We start from the raw sequence: 17,169 nt of genomic DNA, 5'->3' as shown, positions 1-17,169 counted from the left end.
TTAAAGCAGGCGAATGGCGGATTTAGTTGCGAAACAGCGGCCCCAGGGCTGGTACGCCAGCCATATGTGGTGAAGGGAGACGGCAATGTCCATACAGGCAACCATGGAAGACAAGCTCAACAAGGCATTTTCGCCGGACCGGCTGGTCATCATCAACGAAAGTCATCTCCACGCCGGCCACCACCACCACGGCTCCGACCATCATGGCACCTATGACGGCACCGGCGAGACGCATTTTCGCGTCCGCGTCGTCTCAACCGCCTTTACCGGCATGAGCCGCATCGACCGCCACCGCGCCGTCAACGAACTGCTGGCCGATGAACTGAAGGCCGGCGTGCACGCGCTGGCGATCGAACCGGCAGCGCCCGGTGAGAAGACGCGCTGGTAGGTCGGACCCGCCCGCCCATCGGTTGGACAATCAGATCACGGCTTCGATCAGGAACGGGCCGCGCCGCGACAGGGCACTGTCCAGAAGCGCGTCGAACCGCTCGCATGTGTCGGCGCGCGCCGCCTCCACCCCCATGCCCTTGGCCAGCGACACCCAGTCCAGCGCGGGATGGTCGAGGTCGAGCATGCGCCTGGCGTTCTCGCCGATCGCGTTGACGCCGACATTCTTCATCTCGCCATGCAGGATCGCGTAGGTGCGGTTGGAAAAGACGATCGTCACCACGTCGAGATTTTCCCGCGCCTGCGTCCACAGCCCCTGCACCGTGTACATGCCGCTGCCATCGGCCTCCAGGTTGATCACCTTGCGGTCGGGACAGGCGATGGCCGCTCCGGTCGCCATCGGAATGCCGCCGCCGATCGATCCGCCGGTGCCCATCATGTAGTCGTGCGGCGCGGCAAAGGCCGATAGCGCGAAGAAACGCCTGGCCGAAGTGACCGCCTCGTCGCAGACGATCGCATTGGCCGGAAGCTTGCGCGCTACCGACAGCGCGATGGCGTCTTCCGTGAGTTGGCCGCGCGGCGCTGCCCCGTCGGGAAAGGCGGTCGCGAACACCGTCTGCTGCGACGGCTTGACACTGAGTTCATCACGAAGCGCTCCGAGCGCCGCCTGCAGATCATCGCCATGGGCGGCCAGTGTCAGCACCTGGCAGTCGTCGCGAACTAGCCGCCCCGGTTTTCCCGGATAGGCGAAGAAGGCGACCGGCTCGCTGCCGCCGACCAGCACCAGGACATCGATATCCATCAGCAACGTCGTCGCCGCATCGATCGGATAGGGAATGCGGGTCGGTGCCACGCGCCCTCGACCGCGCTGCATGCGCGCGATCAGCACCTCACTGAACAGGCGGACATCGCAGGCTGTCGAGATCTGGCCGGCGATCTCGAGCGCATCGGCCCGCGCCGCACGCCCGCGGACGATCATGCCGACCCGCCCCGGCGCGGCACGGATCGCGGCGGCAGCCTCGCGCACGGCATCCATGTCGACCGCCGGCGGAGAAAGCACGACCTTGCCCGGCGAGGCAGGGTTGGCGTCGCCCCAGGCAGCATCAGCCGGCAGGATCAGCGTGGTGACCCCCGGCGGCGTCAGCGAGGCGCGGAAGGCGGCTTCCGTGGCCGGCTGGACATCCGCTGGTCCTTCGATCCGGCGCACCCAGTTGGACATCGGCGCCGCAAGGCCTTCAATGTCACTGGTGAGCGGCGCGTCGAGGGGCAGGTGGTAGGAAGCATGGTCGCCGACGATGTTAATCATTGGCGTCCTGGCACGGCGCGCATTGTGCATGTTGGCCAGCCCATTGGCCAGGCCCGGACCAGTATGCAGCAGAGTCGCGGCCGGACGGTCGGTCATGCGCGCATAGCCGTCGGCCGCCCCCGTCACGACGCCCTCGAACAGGCCAAGCACGCAACGCATCTGCGGCTTGCGGTCGAGCGCGGCAACGAAATGCATCTCGGAGGTGCCCGGATTGGCGAAGCAGACCGTCACATCATTGGCCAGCAGCACGTCGCACAGCACATCGGCACCATTCATGCAATTTTCTCCCATTCGCGGTCAGGAGCAATCCCGGGAAAGGCGCGTAGCGCTGCGGATTGCGTCAAACAGATGGAGCAATTGCACCCGTGGATGTCCGCGCGGCAATATCCCGCCGCCGCTTTTGGCATGATCCAGTTGCCGGAGTGGACGAGCGGAAGTCGCCGGCGATCAGCCGGCCGCGGATTTCAGGAATGCCAGGGCGGCGGCGGTCAGCGCGTCACCATCCTCGCCGAAATCGCGGTTGATCGACATATGCGTATAGGCACTGCCGTCGAACAGCGTCACCTCGGTACCCGTGGCGCGCAGGCGCTCGGCAAAGGCCTTGGACTCCTCGCCACGGCCCTCGGCGCGCGAATAGGCGATGAAGGTCGGCGGATGCTTGCGGCCGTCGACATAGCTGGCCGGCGAGAGTGCCGCCCATTGCGAGCGATCGGAAAAGACCCGCGCATAGGCCCGCACCATGCCGCCATTTTTCTCGAGCGCCGCCAGGTCATAGGCCCTGGTGTCGTCAAGGAGCAGGCCGGCGACGCCGGGCAGCCCGCCGCGCATGCCGGTCAAGGCAATCAGATGGCAACCCGCCGAATGGCCCATGCCGACAATGCGCTTGGGATCGCCGCCATGCCCGGCGATGTTGGCCCTGACATAGGCATAGGCCTTTTCCACATCGGCGGCCTGGGTGGCGACATCGGCCTCGGGCAGCATGCGGTAGTCGATCGAAACGAAGCAGAAACCGTTGGCGAGCAGGAATGCCGGCTTGGCGCCCACCTGGCTGCGTTTGCCGAATTCCCAGGCGCCGCCGTGGACGAAAAAGACGACTGGCAGTCCGTTCGCGCCGTCGGGCGCGTAGATGTCGAGCTTGGCCGGCCCGTAATCGAAGGTTTTGGGAGAGAGCGAGGATTGGCGCGCGAATGCCGTGGCCGGCAGAAAAGCCGCCATCGAGGCCAAAAACAGGGTTCGCCGATCGATCATCATCTTCTCCTGACCGCCCGGCGCAAAATGCACCGGGACGACGCGAAGTTCCAATGAAGGATCGGTAACGTGGCCTGCCGCGGTGCTATGCGACCGGCCTGATCCTGATCCTGGCGATCCGGTTCTTGTCGCGCTTCATGACGATGAAGCGCTTGCCGTGAAAGGTGAAGGCCTGCTTCTCCTCTGGTATCGACTGTGTCTCATGGATGACGAGGCCGGCGATGGTGGTCGCCTCCTCGTCTGGCAGGTTCCAGTCGAGCGCCCGGTTCAGGTCGCGGATCGGCACCGTGCCGTCGACGACAACGGAGCCGTCCGCCTCCTGCTTGACGCCCTGTATGTCGACATCGTGCTCGTCGGCGATTTCGCCAACGATCTCCTCGATGATGTCCTCCAGGGTCACCAGTCCCTCGACCTCGCCATATTCGTCGACGACGATGGCGAAATGCGCCTTGCGGCGCAGGAAGGCGTTGAGCTGCTCCTGCAGCGTCGTGGTGTCGGGCACGAACCAGGGTTTCGAGGCGATCTTCATCACGTCGATCCTGGAAAAATCATTGCCGACTTCGTTCAGCGCGCGCAACAGATCCTTGGCGTGCAGCACGCCGACGATATTGTCGAGCGAGCCCTTCCACAACGGCATGCGCGTGTGTGGGCTCTGCAGGATCTCGCGCACAACCGCTTCCGGCGCATTGTCGGCATTCACCGATCGCATGTTGGTGCGGTGCACCATGATATCGGAGACTTCGAGCTCTTCGAGATCGAACAGGCCGCCGACGCGGTCGCGGTCCTCGCGCACCACCTGGCCGTCGCGGCGGAAATCGTCCACCGCGCCACGCAATTCGTCCTGGCTCGACCGCTGCGGCTCGATTCGCGACAGCTCATAGCCGAACATTGCGAGAAGACGCGTGCGCACGGCAACCACCAGCAGGACGACGATGGCAAGGACAGCGACGACGATCCAGCCCGTCTCGTTGTCCATCTCAGCCGGCTTTCCGGCTGGTGGGATGGTTTTCCCTCAGGAAGGACAGCACTTCCGAAGCAGGCACGTCCTTGGCGATGAAGGCCCGGCCGACACCGCGCGTCAGGATGAAGGTCAGCGCCCCGCGCGATACCTTTTTGTCCTGGCCGATGAAGGAAAGCAGCGCCTCGGCATCGGGCAAGTCACCTGGAATATCGGACATCCGCCACGGCAGGCCGACGGCGCGCAGATGCGTCTCGACGCGCGCCGCGTCGTCGGGACTGGCCAGATTGAGCCGCGAGGAGAACCGATGCGCCAGCGCCATGCCGATGGCGACCCCTTCGCCATGGACGAGGCGGGCTCCGTCATACTGCGTGGCGGCTTCGAGCGCGTGACCGAACGTGTGCCCGAGATTGAGCAGCGCGCGGTCGCCGGTCTCGAACTCGTCGCGCGCGACGACATCGGCCTTGGCCCGGCAGGCCTCGGCAATCGCCTGTGCCCTCTGCGGCCCGCCGGCGAAAACTTGTCTCCAGTTCGCTTCCAGCCAGGCGAAAAATTCCGGCCGGTCGATCAGCCCGTATTTGGCGAGTTCGGCATAGCCGGCGCGGAATTCGCGGATCGGCAGCGTGTCGAGCACTTCAGTGTCGGCCAGCACCAGCTTGGGCTGCAGGAAGACGCCGACAAGGTTCTTGCCACGCGGGCTGTTGATGCCGGTCTTGCCGCCGACCGAGGAATCGACCTGCGCCAGCAGCGAGGTCGGGATCTGCACGAAATTCATGCCGCGCCGCACGATGCCGGCGGCAAAACCGGTGAGATCGCCGATCACGCCGCCGCCCAGCGCGATGACGACGTCGCCGCGCTCCAGCCTGGCTGCCAGAACGCCATCGACCACCTCTTCGAGATGGGCGAAGCTCTTGGTTTTCTCGCCGGGTGGCATTGTGATGACGGTGGGCTGGATGCCGCCCTTCTCAAGCCCTGCCTTCAGCGTATCGAGATGCGCGGCGGCGACATTCTCGTCGGTGACGACTGCGGCGCGCGTGCCCGGCAGCCGGCGAGAAATCTCCTCACCGGCGCGCGACAGAAGACCGGAACCGATCAATATGTCGTAGGCCCGGTCGCCAAGTCCGACTTCGACGGTGACGGGCACGCTCACGATTCGACCTCGCCCGTCGCTGCGATTTCCTCGATGCCGAAATGCCGGCACAGCGCGGCCAGCACCTCGGCGGCGATGATCTCCTTGCGGTCGTCGCGGGTCGGCACGGTGACATCAGCGGTCGCATAAACCGGATAGCGCTCCCCCATCAGCCGCTCCAGCACGGCGCGGGGATCGGCGCTCTTCAGCAGCGGCCGGTTCTGCTTCTTGGAGACCCGTTCCATCAGAAGGTCGAGGTCGGCCTTCAGCCACACCGACACGCCATGGGCCGCGATGGCCTCGCGCGTCTGCGCGTTCATGAAGGCGCCGCCGCCGGTCGACAGAACCTGCGGGCCATTTTCCAGCACGCGCAGGATGACACGCTGCTCCAGCGCCCTGAACTCGGTCTCGCCATAGCGCTCGAACAGCTCCGGCACAGTCATGCGCGAAACGCTTTCAATCTCCTGGTCGCTATCGATGAAGGGCAGCGAAAGCATGGTCGACACCTTGCGGCCGATCGCCGTCTTGCCGGCGCCCATCAGGCCGACAAAGACAATGGACCTGCCGCCCAGCCGGCCAAGCAGCGCGGCATGGGTCTCGCCTGGAGGATTTGCCTGGTGCGCGTTCATCAGCTGTTTCTTGGGCCCTCTTTGCCGGCGTATCGACATGAAAAGCCGGTTTGCGTCAAGCGTGCCGAGCGCCCGGAGCCCGATATGGGCGGATGGGCGCCTGCATCAGAAGTTGCTAACAGGCCTCCGCTTCTTCCTTGAATTGGCCGGATTGGCGTCCCATAAGGGCACAGGGTTTGGAAACGCAGAACAAGAAGACGAGCGAAAATTGATGCCGACACTGTTTCGCTTTGTCGTGACCCTCGCGATTCTGGCCGGCATTGCCTATGGTACGATGTTCGCACTGGTGATGTTCGTCGAGCCGAAAAAAGCGGAGATGAGCGTGCGCATCCCCCCGGACAAGCTGAATCCCAAGAAGAATTGACCCGAGAAACTGATCCCTAGGATGAACAGCGCCGCCCGCATCGAGGCCTTCCTGGAAATGATGAGCGCCGAGCGGGGCGCTGCCGAAAACACGCTTTCCTCCTACCGGCGCGACCTCGAAGACGCTTCGCGCGAGATCGATGGCGGGCTTGCCGGTGCGACAGCCGCCGATATCCGCGCCTATCTCGACGACATCGCCGCGCGCGGCTTCGCGCCGACCTCGCAAGCGCGCAAACTGTCGGCGATCCGCCAATTCTTCAAATTCCTTTATGCCGAGGGTCTGCGCGGCGACGACCCGACCGGCACGCTGGACAGCCCGAAAAAGGGTCGGCCGCTGCCCAAGACGATGAGCGAGGCCGAGACCGGCCGGCTGATCGACCGCGCCGCGACCGAAGCCGGCGATGCCGGGATGGGCTATAGCGACGACCGGCTGGCGGCGCTTCGCCTGCATGCGCTGGTCGAGGTGCTCTACGCCACGGGCTTGCGCGTGTCCGAACTTGTCGGCCTGCCTGTGACGGTGGCGCAGCGCGACGACCGTTTCTTCATGGTGCGCGGCAAGGGCGACAAGGAGCGCATGGTGCCGCTGTCGGCCAAGGCGCGCGCGGCGATGCGGACCTGGCTGGCCGCCCGGGCCGGGGTGCCCGCCTTCGCCGACAGCCCGTTCCTGTTTCCGGCCGCATCGGACAGCGGCTACCTCTCGCGCCAGGTCTTTGCCCGCGACCTCAAAGGACTGGCCGCGCGGGCCGGCATCGCTTCGGGCAAGATATCGCCGCATGTGCTGCGCCATGCTTTCGCCAGCCATCTCCTGCAGAATGGCGCCGATCTCAGGGCGGTGCAGCAGCTGCTCGGTCATGCCGACATATCGACGACACAGATTTACACCCATGTGCTGGAGGAGCGGCTGGTGCGGCTGGTCAACGATCATCATCCGCTTGCCGACTAGGCCTCATATCGCTATGTGAGGACGACATTTCACCGCCCGGGACCCTGGTTTCAAGGGTTCCGCGGTCCTTGCCTTCCGACGTATCGGTCCGCTCAAGCATGTACAATTACCTCGATTTCGAAAAGCCGGTGCAGGATCTTGAGCTCAAGATCCTCGAGCTCAAGAAGCTTGCCGAGAACGGCGAGGCGGTCGATGTCGCCGATGAGATCACCAGGCTCGAGAAGCGATCGCGCGACGCGCTGCGCGATCTCTACAAGGCACTGACGCCGTGGCAGAAGGTGCAGGTAGCGCGCCATTCCGACAGGCCGCACTGCGTCGACTACATCAAAGGCCTATTCAGCGACTTCACGCCGCTCGCCGGCGACCGCAATTTCGGCGAGGACCAGGCGATTGTCGGCGGCTTTGCCCGCTTCCGCGGCGAGCCAGTCGCGATCATCGGCCAGGAAAAGGGCTCCGACACGACAAGCCGCCTGAAGCACAATTTCGGCTCGGTACGTCCCGAGGGCTATCGCAAGGCCGTGCGGCTGATGGAACTCGCCGACCGCTTCAAGATTCCGCTCCTGACGCTGGTCGACACGGCGGGCGCCTATCCCGGCGTCGGTGCCGAGGAGCGCGGCCAAGCCGAAGCCATTGCCCGTTCGACCTCGGCCTGCCTTGCGCTGAAAGTACCGTCGATCTCGGTGGTCATCGGCGAAGGCGGTTCGGGCGGCGCCATCGCCATCGCCACCGCCAACCGAGTCTACATGCTCGAGCACGCCATCTATTCGGTGATTTCTCCGGAGGGCGCCGCCTCGATCCTGTGGCGCGACACCACGCGGTCCAAGGACGCGGCGACCAACATGAAGATCACCGCGCAGGATCTCCTGGAGCTGAAGATCATCGACGCCATCATCCCCGAGCCGATGGGTGGCGCCCAGCGCGCCCCCGAAACAGTGATTGCCGCCACCGGCGACCTCATCGCCAAGACGATGAAGGAATTCGCCGGCGCCAACACCGACTTCCGTGAACAGCGTCGCGAGAAATACCTGGCCATGGGCCGCAGCCTCTAGCGACTGGCCACGATGGACACCGACACCGCAAAGTGGCGGGAAGGCACGATTCCGCCACAAAAATGCCGTCGCATTCGGTTCAATGAAATTGCTGTGAGGCGTTGGCCGAGGCTTGCGGTAAGGAATTTTCAAGGTTAACGGGCTTACGGTCCGTGGGTGTTCAGCATGCGGGCCCGGCATTTTGAAGCCATTGGCCCGAGGGAAAAGACATAGCCGTATCCATGTTTGCCAAGCTCGCCCGCACCGGAGTCCTCATCACCTCGATAGTCGTAGCCGGCTGCAATGATTCGTCGATGAAGGACTTTGCCCCGGAAGCCAACAAGCCGCTGCCGGACAAAATCCTGGCCGACATGAGGGCCAAGGGCATGGTGCGCACCTCTTCGGTGATGGCGCGCATCTTCAAGGAAGAGGGCAAGCTGGAGATTTGGAAGGCCAAGACCGACGGCCGCTACGGTCTCGTCGCTTCCTATGACATCTGCAAATGGTCGGGCAAGCTCGGGCCCAAATACACCGAGGGCGACCGCCAGGCGCCGGAGGGCTTCTACACGGTGCGTCCGTCGCAGATGAATCCCAGGTCGAACTATCACCTGTCCTTCAACATAGGCTTTCCCAACGCCTATGACCGCGCCAACGGCCGCACGGGTCAGAACCTGATGGTGCACGGCGCCTGCTCGTCGTCGGGCTGCTACTCGATGACCGACGCGCAGATCGAGCAGATCTATGCCTTCGGCCGCGACGCCTTCCAGGGCGGCCAGACCGAATTCCAGATCCAGGCCTTCCCGTTCCGCATGACCGCCGCCAATATGGCGCGTTATCGCAACGACCCGAACTATGAATTCTGGAAGATGCTGAAGGTCGGCTACGACAATTTCGAGATCACCAAGGTGCCCCCGAAGGTCGACGTCTGCGAAAAGCGCTACGTCTTCAACCAGGTCGCCGCCGACGGCCAGACATTCGATCCGACCGGGCCGTGCCCGGCGACCACCCAGCCGGATTCGCTGAAGAGCGCCTACAACGCCTACCAGAGCACCTATGACGCTGCCTTCAACAGCGCGCTCAGGGCAAGCGTGCCGCCGCCCAAGCCGACCATTGCCGGCATCAAGGAAGCCAGCATCGTCTCCGACTGGTCGAAGCGACGGGCGCGCGGCGAGCGCGTGCCGATCGATCCGCCGTCGCTCAATTCCGACGGCTCGGTAACCGAGACGGCGCGCATGGGTCGCATCGATTCGCCGGCCGGCCGCAAGATGGCGGCATTGGATGCCGAGAAAGCCGCCAAGCAGAAGGCCGAGGAGCAGCGGCTCGCCGCCATAGAGGCCGCCAAGCAGGCCAAGGAAGCCGCAAAGGCGCAGGCGCTGGCCGAAAAGGAAGCGGCCAAGGCGCAAGCCGTTGCTGCAAAGGAAGCTGCCAAGGCCGCCAAGGAGGCTCCCGTCGCCACCGCCACCATCGCGGCCCCCACGGATGCCGCGCCGGTCACCGAAACGCAGGCCGCAAGCGCTGATGAAAGCCGGGTGACAAAGCTGAAGAACAAGCTGCTCGGCATGTTCGGCGGCTGAGCTTGATCTTGGTGGATACCGCCATCTATGACCTGAAGGGCCTGAACTGCCCGCTTCCCGTGCTCAAGGCAAAAAAGCGCCTGGCAGGGATGGAGCCGGGCAGTCGACTCTGGCTCGAGACCACCGATCCGCTGGCCGTCATCGACATACCGGCATTCTGTGCCGACAGCGGCCATCATCTGGTGGAAACGTCGGCCGTTTCCGGTGGTCATCGCTTCCTGATCGTGCGCGGCGAACAGCGATCGTAGCAATTCAAAGCCCGGCGATCGCCAGCGGATTGTTTTCCAGCGCCGCCCGATCCGGCGTGTCGATCGACGGCTGGTCGGTGAAGGCGGCGAACAGCCGGCGCACATAGTCTTCCGGCATATCGAGCGTGATCAGCACCAGCCGTGTGCCACGCTGGCCGTCGGGCCAGGCCGGCAGGCGCGCCGGCGGATGCAGGATCTTCTGCACGCCGTGGATGACCAGCGGGCGTGACGGATCTTCCCTGAGCTCGATCACGCCCTTCATTCGCAGCAGCTTCTCGCCATGCGTCGAACGCAAGAGATCGAGGAACATTTCTATGGCTGAAAACGGCACCGGACCATCATGGACGAGCGAATAGGAGCGCACGCGCTGATCGTGGCGATGGCCGTGATCATGATCGTGGTTATGCCCGTGGTCATGACCGTCATGGTGGTGGCCGTGGCCATGGTCATGCGCCGCTTCCTCGCCGAGCCAGCGCCGCACGTCGGCGGATTTGGTGGCGGGATTATAGAGGCCGCAATCAAACAGCGCCGCCACGCCTGTTGCTGAATTGCCGGCATCAAGCAGTTCGGCGCCCGGATTGATCTGCCGCAGGCGCGTCCGCAGCGTGTCGAGATCGCCGGCATCGGTCGCCAGGTCGACCTTGCTGAGCACGATGCGGTCGGCGACGGCAACCTGCTTCACCGCCTCGACATGGGCATCGAGCGTGGCATTGCCGTTGACCGCGTCGACCAGCGTGATGACGCCGTCGAGCCTGAAGGCCTGGACGAGCGCCGGATGCGCCATGATCGACTGCAGCACCGGCGCCGGGTCGGCAAGGCCCGTGGTCTCGACGATGACGCGGGCAAGCCGGCCGATGCGGCCGGTCTGCAGCCGGTCGACGAGGTCGGCCAGCGTGTCGACCAGTTCGCCGCGCACTGTGCAGCACAGGCAGCCGTCCGAAAGCTGGATGATGCCGTCGGAAGCCTGCTCCACCAGCAGATGATCGATCGCCACCTCGCCATACTCGTTGATGATGACCGCCGTATCGGCCAGCGCCGGATCTTTCAGGAGCCGGTTGAGCAATGTCGTCTTGCCGGCTCCAAGGAAGCCGGTCAGCACCGAGACAGGGATCGGGAATCCGCTCATCAGGTTAGTTCGCGACCTTGGCCGGCTGATCGCCTTGCGCGGCGGAACCGGCAACGGCCGGACCGGCGCCGGTTGGCGCCGGCCGATCCGGCCGCCAGCTCGGAATCGGCACGTCGGCATATTCCTTGCCGCCCTGGTCGAGCATCGCCTTCGGCGCCGGACCTGTAGCGCCGCCGAGGCCGACGGCGACCAGCGTCGGCACGTGGTCGAGCTTCTTCTGGTAGGGCGATTTCGGCACGTCCTTGGCGGCGGCGGCCGGCGGCGCCTCGGACTGCTCCTCCGGCGTCTTTTTCTTGCAGACCTCGTCATGCATGTCGTTGGGCGAGACCGTGTCACCGTAGGGCGCCAGGGTGGCGACAGTGGCCGAGCCGGCGGCTTGCGTGTCAAATCCCTGGTCGAGCAGTCTTGCCGCGGCCTCGGCACGGCTGACCGCCGATTTCTCGCCAAGCACAACCGCGACCAGCGTACGCCCGTTGCGCGTCGCCGAACCGATCATGTTGAAGCCGGAAGGGCAGACGAAGCCCGTCTTCATGCCGTCGGCGCCGGGATAGCGGCCGATCAGGAGGTTGTAGTTCGGGATCGCCTTCTTGCCGACCGCCAGCCCTTCGATGGAGAACCACGGCGCATATTGCGGGAACTCGCGGCGGATCGCCATCACCAGCACCGAAAGGTCGCGCGCCGTGGTGTATTGGTCGGGCGAGTAGAGGCCGTTCGGATTGACGAAATGGGTGCCGTTCATGCCGAGCCGGGCCGCCTCGGCATTCATCCTCTCGGCGAAGGCGGCCTGCGAGCCGCCGACATTCTCGCCGACCGCCATGGCGATGTCGTTGGCCGATTTGACCAGCATCATCTTCAGCGCATTGTCCAGCCGCATCACCGAGCCCGGCTTGAAACCCATCTTGCTCGGCGGCTCGCCGGCGGAATGCTTGGTCACCTTGATCGGCGAATCAAGCTGGACTTCGCCGGCCGCGATCGCCCGGAACGTCACATAGGCGGTCATCAGCTTGCTGAGCGAGGCCGGATACCAGCGCTTGAACGCATCCTGATGCTGCAGGATCTGGCCGTTCTTCAGGTCGAAGACAACCACCGGATTGGCCAGCCCCGGCCCGGCCAGGACCGGGAGCACGATTGCGCCAGCCGAGAATAGTTTGAGGAAATGCCTGTGCCGCATGATCGAATCCGAAATCGCCTCTTGCCCTGATCGCCCCTGGCTCCGTAAGATTTCGTTACGTGACCGCCAGCATAAGGAGTCCGTCCCTCAAAAACGGACCGCATTGTTGCGGTGCTATTTACCCTATGTGACGCCAACATGGCAAAGCACCTGACAATCACAATTGCAAAACACCCGGCACAATTGCAAAACGGGCACAATTGCAGAACACTGGGCCCAGTTGCAAACACCAGGCTGAAGCCGGCTGCTCCAACCACGAAATGGAATCATCATGCCAATCCTGAACCGCGCCGCTGAAATGCAGGACGAAGTTGCCGGCTGGCGTCGGCATCTGCACCAGACGCCGGAGCTCAATTTCGACGTCTTCAAGACGGCCGCCTTCGTCACTGAAAAGCTGAAGGAGTTCGGTTGTGACGATGTGGTCACCGGCCTCGGCAAGACCGGCGTCGTTGGCATCATCCGCGGCCGCCAGGGCGAAGGCGCCACCATCGGCCTGCGCGCCGACATGGACGCGCTGCCGCTCAACGAGATATCAGGCAAGGCCTATGCATCGACCGTTCCCGGCAAGATGCACGCCTGCGGCCATGACGGCCACACGGCGATGCTGCTGGGCGCCGCCAAATATCTCGCCGAGACACGCAATTTCGCCGGCTCCGTGGCGGTGATCTTCCAGCCGGCGGAGGAAGGCGGCGGCGGTGGCAACGAGATGGTCAAGGACGGCATGATGGAGCGCTTCGACATCGCAAAAGTGTTCGGCATGCACAACATGCCGGGCCTGCCTGTCGGCCAGTTCGCCATCCGGCCGGGCCCGATCATGGCGGCGACGGCCGAATTTACCATCACCGTGAAAGGCCGCGGCGGCCACGCCGCGATGCCGCATGGCACGATCGACCCGATCGTCATCGCCAGCCAACTGGTCGGCGCGCTGCAGACGATCGCCTCGCGCAGTACCGATCCGGTCGAGGCCGTAGTGGTATCGGTGACCAAATTCCATGCCGGCGACGCCTACAACATCATTCCCGAATCAGCCGAGATCGCCGGCACCGTGCGCACCTTGCGCAAGGAGATCGCCAAGAAGTCCGAAGAGCGCATCCGCGCGATCTGCGACGGACTGGCGACCGCTTTCGGCGCCAGGATCGAAGTGGACTACCAGGCAAATTATCCCGTCACCTTCAACCACGCTGAAGAGACGGTGTTTGCCAGCGACGTGGCGGCCGATGTCGCGGGCGACAGCCATGTCCACCGCGGCATCCAACCGGTGATGGGCGGCGAGGATTTCTCCTACATGCTGGAAGCCCGCCCTGGCGCCTTCATCTTCATCGGCAATGGCGACACCGCCGGTCTTCACAACCCAGCCTATGATTTCAACGACGAAGCCATCCCGCACGGCATGAGCTACTGGGTGAAACTGGCGGAAACCGCGCTGGCCGCCTGAGGCCCGCCGCGCAAGGAGCCGGCCGAATTGCATGCGGCCGGCCCCTTGGCGAAACGATCCGAAGCGGCTATGTGTCTGGCCGCGTGGTCCCGTAGCTCAGTAGGATAGAGCGGCAGATTCCTAATCTGTAGGTCACAGGTTCGATTCCTGTCGGGATCACCACGAAAAACACAGGAAATTCAGCCGGTTAGACGATCTAATCCAAAGGTTGGTTGTCATTCGATCGGCAAGGAAGTCATTTGAAGGGCTTCAAAATCCATCGACGGTGGTTGCCACTACCTGCAAATCAATAGGCGATGCGCAGGTTGGCATTGAAGGTCCAATCGCCGATAACGCACATCAGATCGGCATTGTGCGCCTTCCCGGCGTATCCGGGTTTCGTTCCCTCTTTTCGGGCGGTCCGCTCTTTCTGCTCATCGTACGCAACCTGTCGACGCCGGCCAAAGCCACCACGATAGCGGATTTGGCCCCTGCCTTCGGTCTGACACCCGCCGAACAGAGGCTGTGCGAAGTGCTCTTGCTTGGCCATCCACCAAAGGAAGCCGCCGATATGCTGGGGATCGCCTCCGAAACGGCCAGGCATAGGCTGAAGGCAATCTTTCAGAAGACCGACACCCATAAGCAGAGTGAGCTGATCGCCCTCCTGGGACGGCTACTCTGAGATTGGGCGCGCACCCTCCGGCCAGCTCGAACTGAACGGCAGTAACCAGGCCCGGCTTCAAGACCTGTTTGTCGCCCGTGGCGACTGTCGAGCCAAATGTGGTTGCCTGGACCGCACAATTTGGCGTCAGCCGGTATCCGCGTCTATTTCGTCACGACCCAAATACGGGATCGCGCGGATGGCGCATTCTCGAAGGCGATGATTGCTCCTTCAGCGCACCAATGGGCAGACAGCTGCCGCTCCACGTCACCGCGCCATAACCCTCTTTGACCAAGGACCGGAAGCCTACTGAGGCTTGTCGCTCGGCGCCCATTTGAAGTGATCGCCGTCTTTCTCGATATAGCCGACACCCGGGAAGGGGAAATGTGGCGCAAAGATCATTTCGTGGTCCTTGGCCAGTGTCGCCAAAGTCTTGGCCCGGTTGTGTTCCGCCTCCGGCTTGTCGCCGTCGAAGGCCACCGCCCAGTCGGGCCTGGCGAGCGAGAGGATCGAACTGTGCACGGTATCACCGATATCAAAAAGCCGTTCTTTTCCGGATTTGATCTGATAGCCGACATGGCCTGGCGTATGGCCCTTGAGCGCTACCGAGGTGATGCCGGGGGCCACCTGGGCGCCGGCCTTGAACGGTTTCACGTGATCGGCGATCACGTTGACGATATCGGCCACTGCCTTGTTGGACTTGGCAAAATTCCACTCCACGTCCGACATCCGTATCGTGGCGTTGGGGAAAGCGAGTTGCCCATCCTTGACCAGTCCTCCGATATGATCGGGGTGAGAATGGGTGATCAATATTTCACTGACGTCACCTGCTTTCACCCCGGCCTTGGACAGGCTGTCCTGCAGCGCGCCGCCGACTCCGGTGTCGATCAGCACAACGCTGTCCTTTGATTTCACCAGCAAGGCATCGACGCTCAGCGTGATGGTGTCAGTCGGAGCCCCCGCGGCCTTGAGCAATTCGCCGACCTCCGCGGGGCTGTGATCGAGGCCGAAGGTCGTGCCATCGTTTGGCTTCACGAACTGGGCGTCGTGCAAGGCTGTAATGTCAAGCTCGCCAAGCTTGAACGACTTGGCGTCCGGCTGCTGCGCAGGCATCTGCGCCATTGCCAACCCCTGATGCAGAACCATCAAGGCCGTCACGGCCATCAGCCTGACCGTGGAATTGAACCTCGTCATATGGGTATCCTCTCGCTGCGGGCGGCGCGACCGTAACGGATTGCCTTCACCGCGACAGGCAGTTTGGGGTCCCGTTCGATCACAAATGCGCTAGCGGATATAGGTCTCGAGCATGCTCCGGCAACGGCAGTCCGGTGCCGATGTCGGTTTCCTGGGACAACTTACGAGCTGGCAAACAAGCATTCTCCAACGCTCGGCCTGCCTGTGACGTAGTCGAAGTAGGCATCGTCCTCTTCTGTACGGACCGTACGATGACGAGGCGCGTCATGAGAGGCACAAGCGTCCGCATGTCCAAGCGAGGCAACCCGTCAAGCCGGCAAGGAAAAGCCCGCCATGGTTCGCCATGGCGGGCCTCTCATGCTGCGACTTCGATCAGGCTGGTTCAGCCAACCCTGACCACGAAATGCTTGGTCACCGGCTCGATGATCTTCCAGGTTCCCTTGAAATCGGCTTCCACGACGAAAGCATCGCCGGGGCCCACTTCGACAGGCGTGCCGCCATCCGGCGTGATGATGATGCGACCGGCGATCATGTGCACGAACTCGTAATCGGTGTAGGTCGCGTGATAGGTGCCGGGTGACGCCCGCCAGGTTCCCGATATCACCTTGCCGTCCGCTGTCGTGTGCTGGACGGCGGTCTGCATGGTCGGCTGGCCCTCGACCGCGATCCAGCCAGGCAGGTCGCCGGCTTCCGCGTGTTCGACGGGGCCGAATTTCAGGATCGTCTTGTTCGTCATGCCTGGCTCCTTTTGCTTCATCTGTCCGAGAGGTCGGATAGCCGATGCGCATGACGGGAGCAATGCAAATACCAGGAGAACCAGCGGCGTTTCCGCATCGGTAACCCAGCTTGGAACGCCCTGTTGCCCGCTACCGCGCTACGGCTTGTGCCGGGCCGAGACGAGTTCGGCCTTGCGGTGCGCCGTTTCCAGCCCGAGACCGATGAAGGCGCGCGCGTGCTTGGCGAGCGCCATGTTGTCGGTCCACAGATTGCGCCAGATCGCGGTTTTCTTCGACAGGTTCTCATCGACGATCTCCGAGGAGAAGGATTCGAAGCTGAGATCGTCGGCGTAGCCGATTGCGGTCAGCGCATCGAAAATCCCTGCGAAGTCGATGTTGCCGGTGCCCAGGAAACCGCGATGGCTTTCGCCGATATGGACATACCCGATCTTGGCTGCGGCATGGCGGATGGCCAGCCCGACATCGGCCTCCTCGATGTTCATGTGGAACGTGTCGAGATGCAGGAAGATGTTGTCCGACCCGGTATCCTCGATGAAGGCCAACCCTTGCGCGGCGGTGTTGAGCAGATTGCTTTCGAAGCGATTGACGATCTCGAGATTGAGCGTGACGCCGGCCGCCTTCGCCGTCTCGGCGACCTTGGCCAGTGTTCCGGCGCTGCGGTTCCATTGGTCGCGCGTCGGCGCTTCGACCTGCAGGCCGTGGCTGGTCGAGAGGATCCCGGCGACCTTGCGGCCACCAAGGTCGCGCGTCAGCGCGATGGTGTCGTTGAGGATATCGACGCCTCGCGCGGCTGCCGCCTTGTCGGCGCTCGATATGTCGCCGTCGCCAGGCAATCCTATGCTGATCGCCACGCCGAGGCCGAGATCGGCGATACGTTTGGCAAGCCCGCCAATGTCGACGTCGGCGGGATCGAGATAGGAGAATTCGATCAGGTCGAAGCCAGCCTCCCTGGTGTTGGCCAGCGTGCGTTCGAGCTCGCTCTGCGCCGAGCTTGCCGACCAGACGAAAGAATGGATTCCGATGCGCGACATGATCGTCTCCGGGTTAGCGGCG

At 63.5% G+C, this 17,169-nt stretch carries 18 protein-coding genes and 1 tRNA gene; 9 read left to right on the top strand and 10 right to left on the bottom strand.

What is annotated here, in order from left to right:
- Window positions 1-85 precede the first annotated feature (85 nt).
- Complete coding sequence (locus tag EB230_RS08395; protein WP_056575999.1) at window positions 86-388, top strand: BolA family transcriptional regulator; 303 nt, start codon at window positions 86-88, stop codon at window positions 386-388.
- Window positions 389-418: 30 nt separating this feature from the next.
- Here EB230_RS08395 and EB230_RS08390 read toward each other — a convergent pair whose 3' ends face one another.
- The 5 genes from EB230_RS08390 to EB230_RS08370 all read right to left on the bottom strand — a co-directional run bounded on the left by EB230_RS08390 (window position 419) and on the right by EB230_RS08370 (window position 5,657).
- Entirely contained in the window at window positions 419-1,969 is a 1,551-nt protein-coding gene (locus EB230_RS08390) for an acetolactate synthase large subunit (RefSeq protein WP_172372032.1), read from the bottom strand.
- A 171-nt stretch (window positions 1,970-2,140) separates the two neighbouring features.
- A complete protein-coding gene (locus tag EB230_RS08385) occupies window positions 2,141-2,941 on the bottom strand; it encodes an alpha/beta hydrolase (RefSeq protein WP_056576572.1) in 801 nt (266 codons plus the stop codon).
- A gap of 85 nt (window positions 2,942-3,026) precedes the next feature.
- Window positions 3,027-3,917, bottom strand: coding sequence for an HlyC/CorC family transporter (locus EB230_RS08380; protein WP_172372029.1), 891 nt, complete (start codon window positions 3,915-3,917; stop codon window positions 3,027-3,029).
- A gap of 1 nt (window position 3,918) precedes the next feature.
- Entirely contained in the window at window positions 3,919-5,049 is a 1,131-nt protein-coding gene (gene aroB, locus EB230_RS08375) for a 3-dehydroquinate synthase (protein ID WP_246738925.1), read from the bottom strand.
- Window positions 5,046-5,657 (bottom strand): shikimate kinase, encoded by a 612-nt coding sequence (locus EB230_RS08370; RefSeq protein WP_172372027.1) that lies wholly within the window; start codon window positions 5,655-5,657, stop codon window positions 5,046-5,048. Before EB230_RS08370 ends, aroB begins: the two co-directional genes overlap by 4 nt.
- Before the next feature lie 211 nt (window positions 5,658-5,868).
- On the opposite strand from EB230_RS08370, the gene EB230_RS08365 reads away from it, so the two are divergent.
- The 5 genes from EB230_RS08365 (at window position 5,869) to EB230_RS08345 (ending at window position 9,813) form a co-directional block, all read left to right on the top strand.
- Window positions 5,869-6,021 carry a hypothetical protein gene (locus tag EB230_RS08365; protein WP_056575994.1) on the top strand — a complete coding sequence of 51 codons (153 nt, stop codon included), beginning with the start codon at window positions 5,869-5,871 and terminating at the stop codon, window positions 6,019-6,021.
- Between the two features lie 21 nt (window positions 6,022-6,042).
- Window positions 6,043-6,963: a site-specific tyrosine recombinase XerD gene (locus tag EB230_RS08360; protein ID WP_172372026.1), complete on the top strand. Its 921-nt coding sequence runs from the start codon at window positions 6,043-6,045 to the stop codon at window positions 6,961-6,963.
- A 98-nt stretch (window positions 6,964-7,061) separates the two neighbouring features.
- Window positions 7,062-8,012 carry an acetyl-CoA carboxylase carboxyltransferase subunit alpha gene (locus EB230_RS08355; RefSeq protein ID WP_056575990.1) on the top strand — a complete coding sequence of 317 codons (951 nt, stop codon included), beginning with the start codon at window positions 7,062-7,064 and terminating at the stop codon, window positions 8,010-8,012.
- A gap of 221 nt (window positions 8,013-8,233) precedes the next feature.
- Entirely contained in the window at window positions 8,234-9,565 is a 1,332-nt protein-coding gene (locus EB230_RS08350; protein WP_172372025.1) for a murein L,D-transpeptidase family protein, read from the top strand.
- Between the two features lie 5 nt (window positions 9,566-9,570).
- On the top strand, window positions 9,571-9,813 hold the full coding sequence (locus EB230_RS08345; protein ID WP_172375021.1) for a sulfurtransferase TusA family protein: 243 nt from the start codon (window positions 9,571-9,573) through the stop codon (window positions 9,811-9,813).
- 4 nt (window positions 9,814-9,817) lie between these two features.
- On the opposite strand, the gene EB230_RS08340 is transcribed toward EB230_RS08345, so the two are convergent.
- Both EB230_RS08340 and EB230_RS08335 read right to left on the bottom strand, forming a co-directional pair.
- Window positions 9,818-10,939 (bottom strand): GTP-binding protein, encoded by a 1,122-nt coding sequence (locus EB230_RS08340; protein WP_172372024.1) that lies wholly within the window; start codon window positions 10,937-10,939, stop codon window positions 9,818-9,820.
- A gap of 4 nt (window positions 10,940-10,943) precedes the next feature.
- Window positions 10,944-12,110, bottom strand: a complete 1,167-nt coding sequence (locus EB230_RS08335; RefSeq protein WP_056575984.1) for a D-alanyl-D-alanine carboxypeptidase family protein — start codon at window positions 12,108-12,110, stop codon at window positions 10,944-10,946.
- Between the two features lie 271 nt (window positions 12,111-12,381).
- Between EB230_RS08335 and EB230_RS08330 the strand changes: the two genes are divergently transcribed.
- The 3 genes from EB230_RS08330 (at window position 12,382) to EB230_RS08320 (ending at window position 14,206) form a co-directional block, all read left to right on the top strand.
- Window positions 12,382-13,545, top strand: coding sequence for a M20 aminoacylase family protein (locus EB230_RS08330; protein ID WP_056575983.1), 1,164 nt, complete (start codon window positions 12,382-12,384; stop codon window positions 13,543-13,545).
- A gap of 85 nt (window positions 13,546-13,630) precedes the next feature.
- Window positions 13,631-13,707, top strand: a tRNA-Arg gene (locus EB230_RS08325).
- Window positions 13,708-13,753: 46 nt separating this feature from the next.
- Window positions 13,754-14,206, top strand: a complete 453-nt coding sequence (locus EB230_RS08320) for a helix-turn-helix transcriptional regulator (protein WP_155772506.1) — start codon at window positions 13,754-13,756, stop codon at window positions 14,204-14,206.
- A 285-nt stretch (window positions 14,207-14,491) separates the two neighbouring features.
- Here the strand turns inward: EB230_RS08320 and EB230_RS08315 are convergent, their stop codons facing one another.
- From EB230_RS08315 to EB230_RS08305, 3 genes are all read right to left on the bottom strand, one after another.
- Window positions 14,492-15,349 (bottom strand): MBL fold metallo-hydrolase, encoded by an 858-nt coding sequence (locus tag EB230_RS08315; protein WP_056575979.1) that lies wholly within the window; start codon window positions 15,347-15,349, stop codon window positions 14,492-14,494.
- A 412-nt stretch (window positions 15,350-15,761) separates the two neighbouring features.
- Window positions 15,762-16,115, bottom strand: a complete 354-nt coding sequence (locus EB230_RS08310) for a cupin domain-containing protein (protein ID WP_056576558.1) — start codon at window positions 16,113-16,115, stop codon at window positions 15,762-15,764.
- Between the two features lie 138 nt (window positions 16,116-16,253).
- Entirely contained in the window at window positions 16,254-17,147 is an 894-nt protein-coding gene (locus EB230_RS08305) for a sugar phosphate isomerase/epimerase (RefSeq protein ID WP_056575977.1), read from the bottom strand.
- Between the last annotated feature and the right edge of the window lie 22 nt (window positions 17,148-17,169).

This window comes from Mesorhizobium sp. NZP2234 (genome assembly GCF_013170765.1).
Taxonomy (GTDB): domain Bacteria; phylum Pseudomonadota; class Alphaproteobacteria; order Rhizobiales; family Rhizobiaceae; genus Mesorhizobium; species Mesorhizobium loti_D.
Note: the sequence above shows the minus strand (reverse complement) of the source record. Positions and strands in the feature narration are given on the sequence as shown.

Bases quoted from the DNA above. Each gene is read 5' to 3' on its own strand.
- EB230_RS08390 (WP_172372032.1), bottom strand. From the start codon at position 1,969: ATGAATGGTGCCGATGTGCTGTGCGACGTGCTGCTGGCCAATGATGTG.
- EB230_RS08330 (WP_056575983.1), top strand. From the start codon at position 12,382: ATGCCAATCCTGAACCGCGCCGCTGAAATGCAGGACGAAGTTGCCGGC.
- EB230_RS08335 (WP_056575984.1), bottom strand. From the start codon at position 12,110: ATGCGGCACAGGCATTTCCTCAAACTATTCTCGGCTGGCGCAATCGTG.
- EB230_RS08305 (WP_056575977.1), bottom strand. From the start codon at position 17,147: ATGTCGCGCATCGGAATCCATTCTTTCGTCTGGTCGGCAAGCTCGGCG.
- EB230_RS08355 (WP_056575990.1), top strand. From the start codon at position 7,062: ATGTACAATTACCTCGATTTCGAAAAGCCGGTGCAGGATCTTGAGCTC.
- EB230_RS08385 (WP_056576572.1), bottom strand. From the start codon at position 2,941: ATGATCGATCGGCGAACCCTGTTTTTGGCCTCGATGGCGGCTTTTCTG.
- EB230_RS08350 (WP_172372025.1), top strand. From the start codon at position 8,234: ATGTTTGCCAAGCTCGCCCGCACCGGAGTCCTCATCACCTCGATAGTC.
- EB230_RS08340 (WP_172372024.1), bottom strand. From the start codon at position 10,939: ATGAGCGGATTCCCGATCCCTGTCTCGGTGCTGACCGGCTTCCTTGGA.
- EB230_RS08310 (WP_056576558.1), bottom strand. From the start codon at position 16,115: ATGACGAACAAGACGATCCTGAAATTCGGCCCCGTCGAACACGCGGAA.
- EB230_RS08360 (WP_172372026.1), top strand. From the start codon at position 6,043: ATGAACAGCGCCGCCCGCATCGAGGCCTTCCTGGAAATGATGAGCGCC.
- EB230_RS08380 (WP_172372029.1), bottom strand. From the start codon at position 3,917: ATGGACAACGAGACGGGCTGGATCGTCGTCGCTGTCCTTGCCATCGTC.
- EB230_RS08365 (WP_056575994.1), top strand. From the start codon at position 5,869: ATGCCGACACTGTTTCGCTTTGTCGTGACCCTCGCGATTCTGGCCGGC.
- EB230_RS08315 (WP_056575979.1), bottom strand. From the start codon at position 15,349: ATGGCCGTGACGGCCTTGATGGTTCTGCATCAGGGGTTGGCAATGGCG.
- EB230_RS08370 (WP_172372027.1), bottom strand. From the start codon at position 5,657: ATGAACGCGCACCAGGCAAATCCTCCAGGCGAGACCCATGCCGCGCTG.
- EB230_RS08395 (WP_056575999.1), top strand. From the start codon at position 86: ATGTCCATACAGGCAACCATGGAAGACAAGCTCAACAAGGCATTTTCG.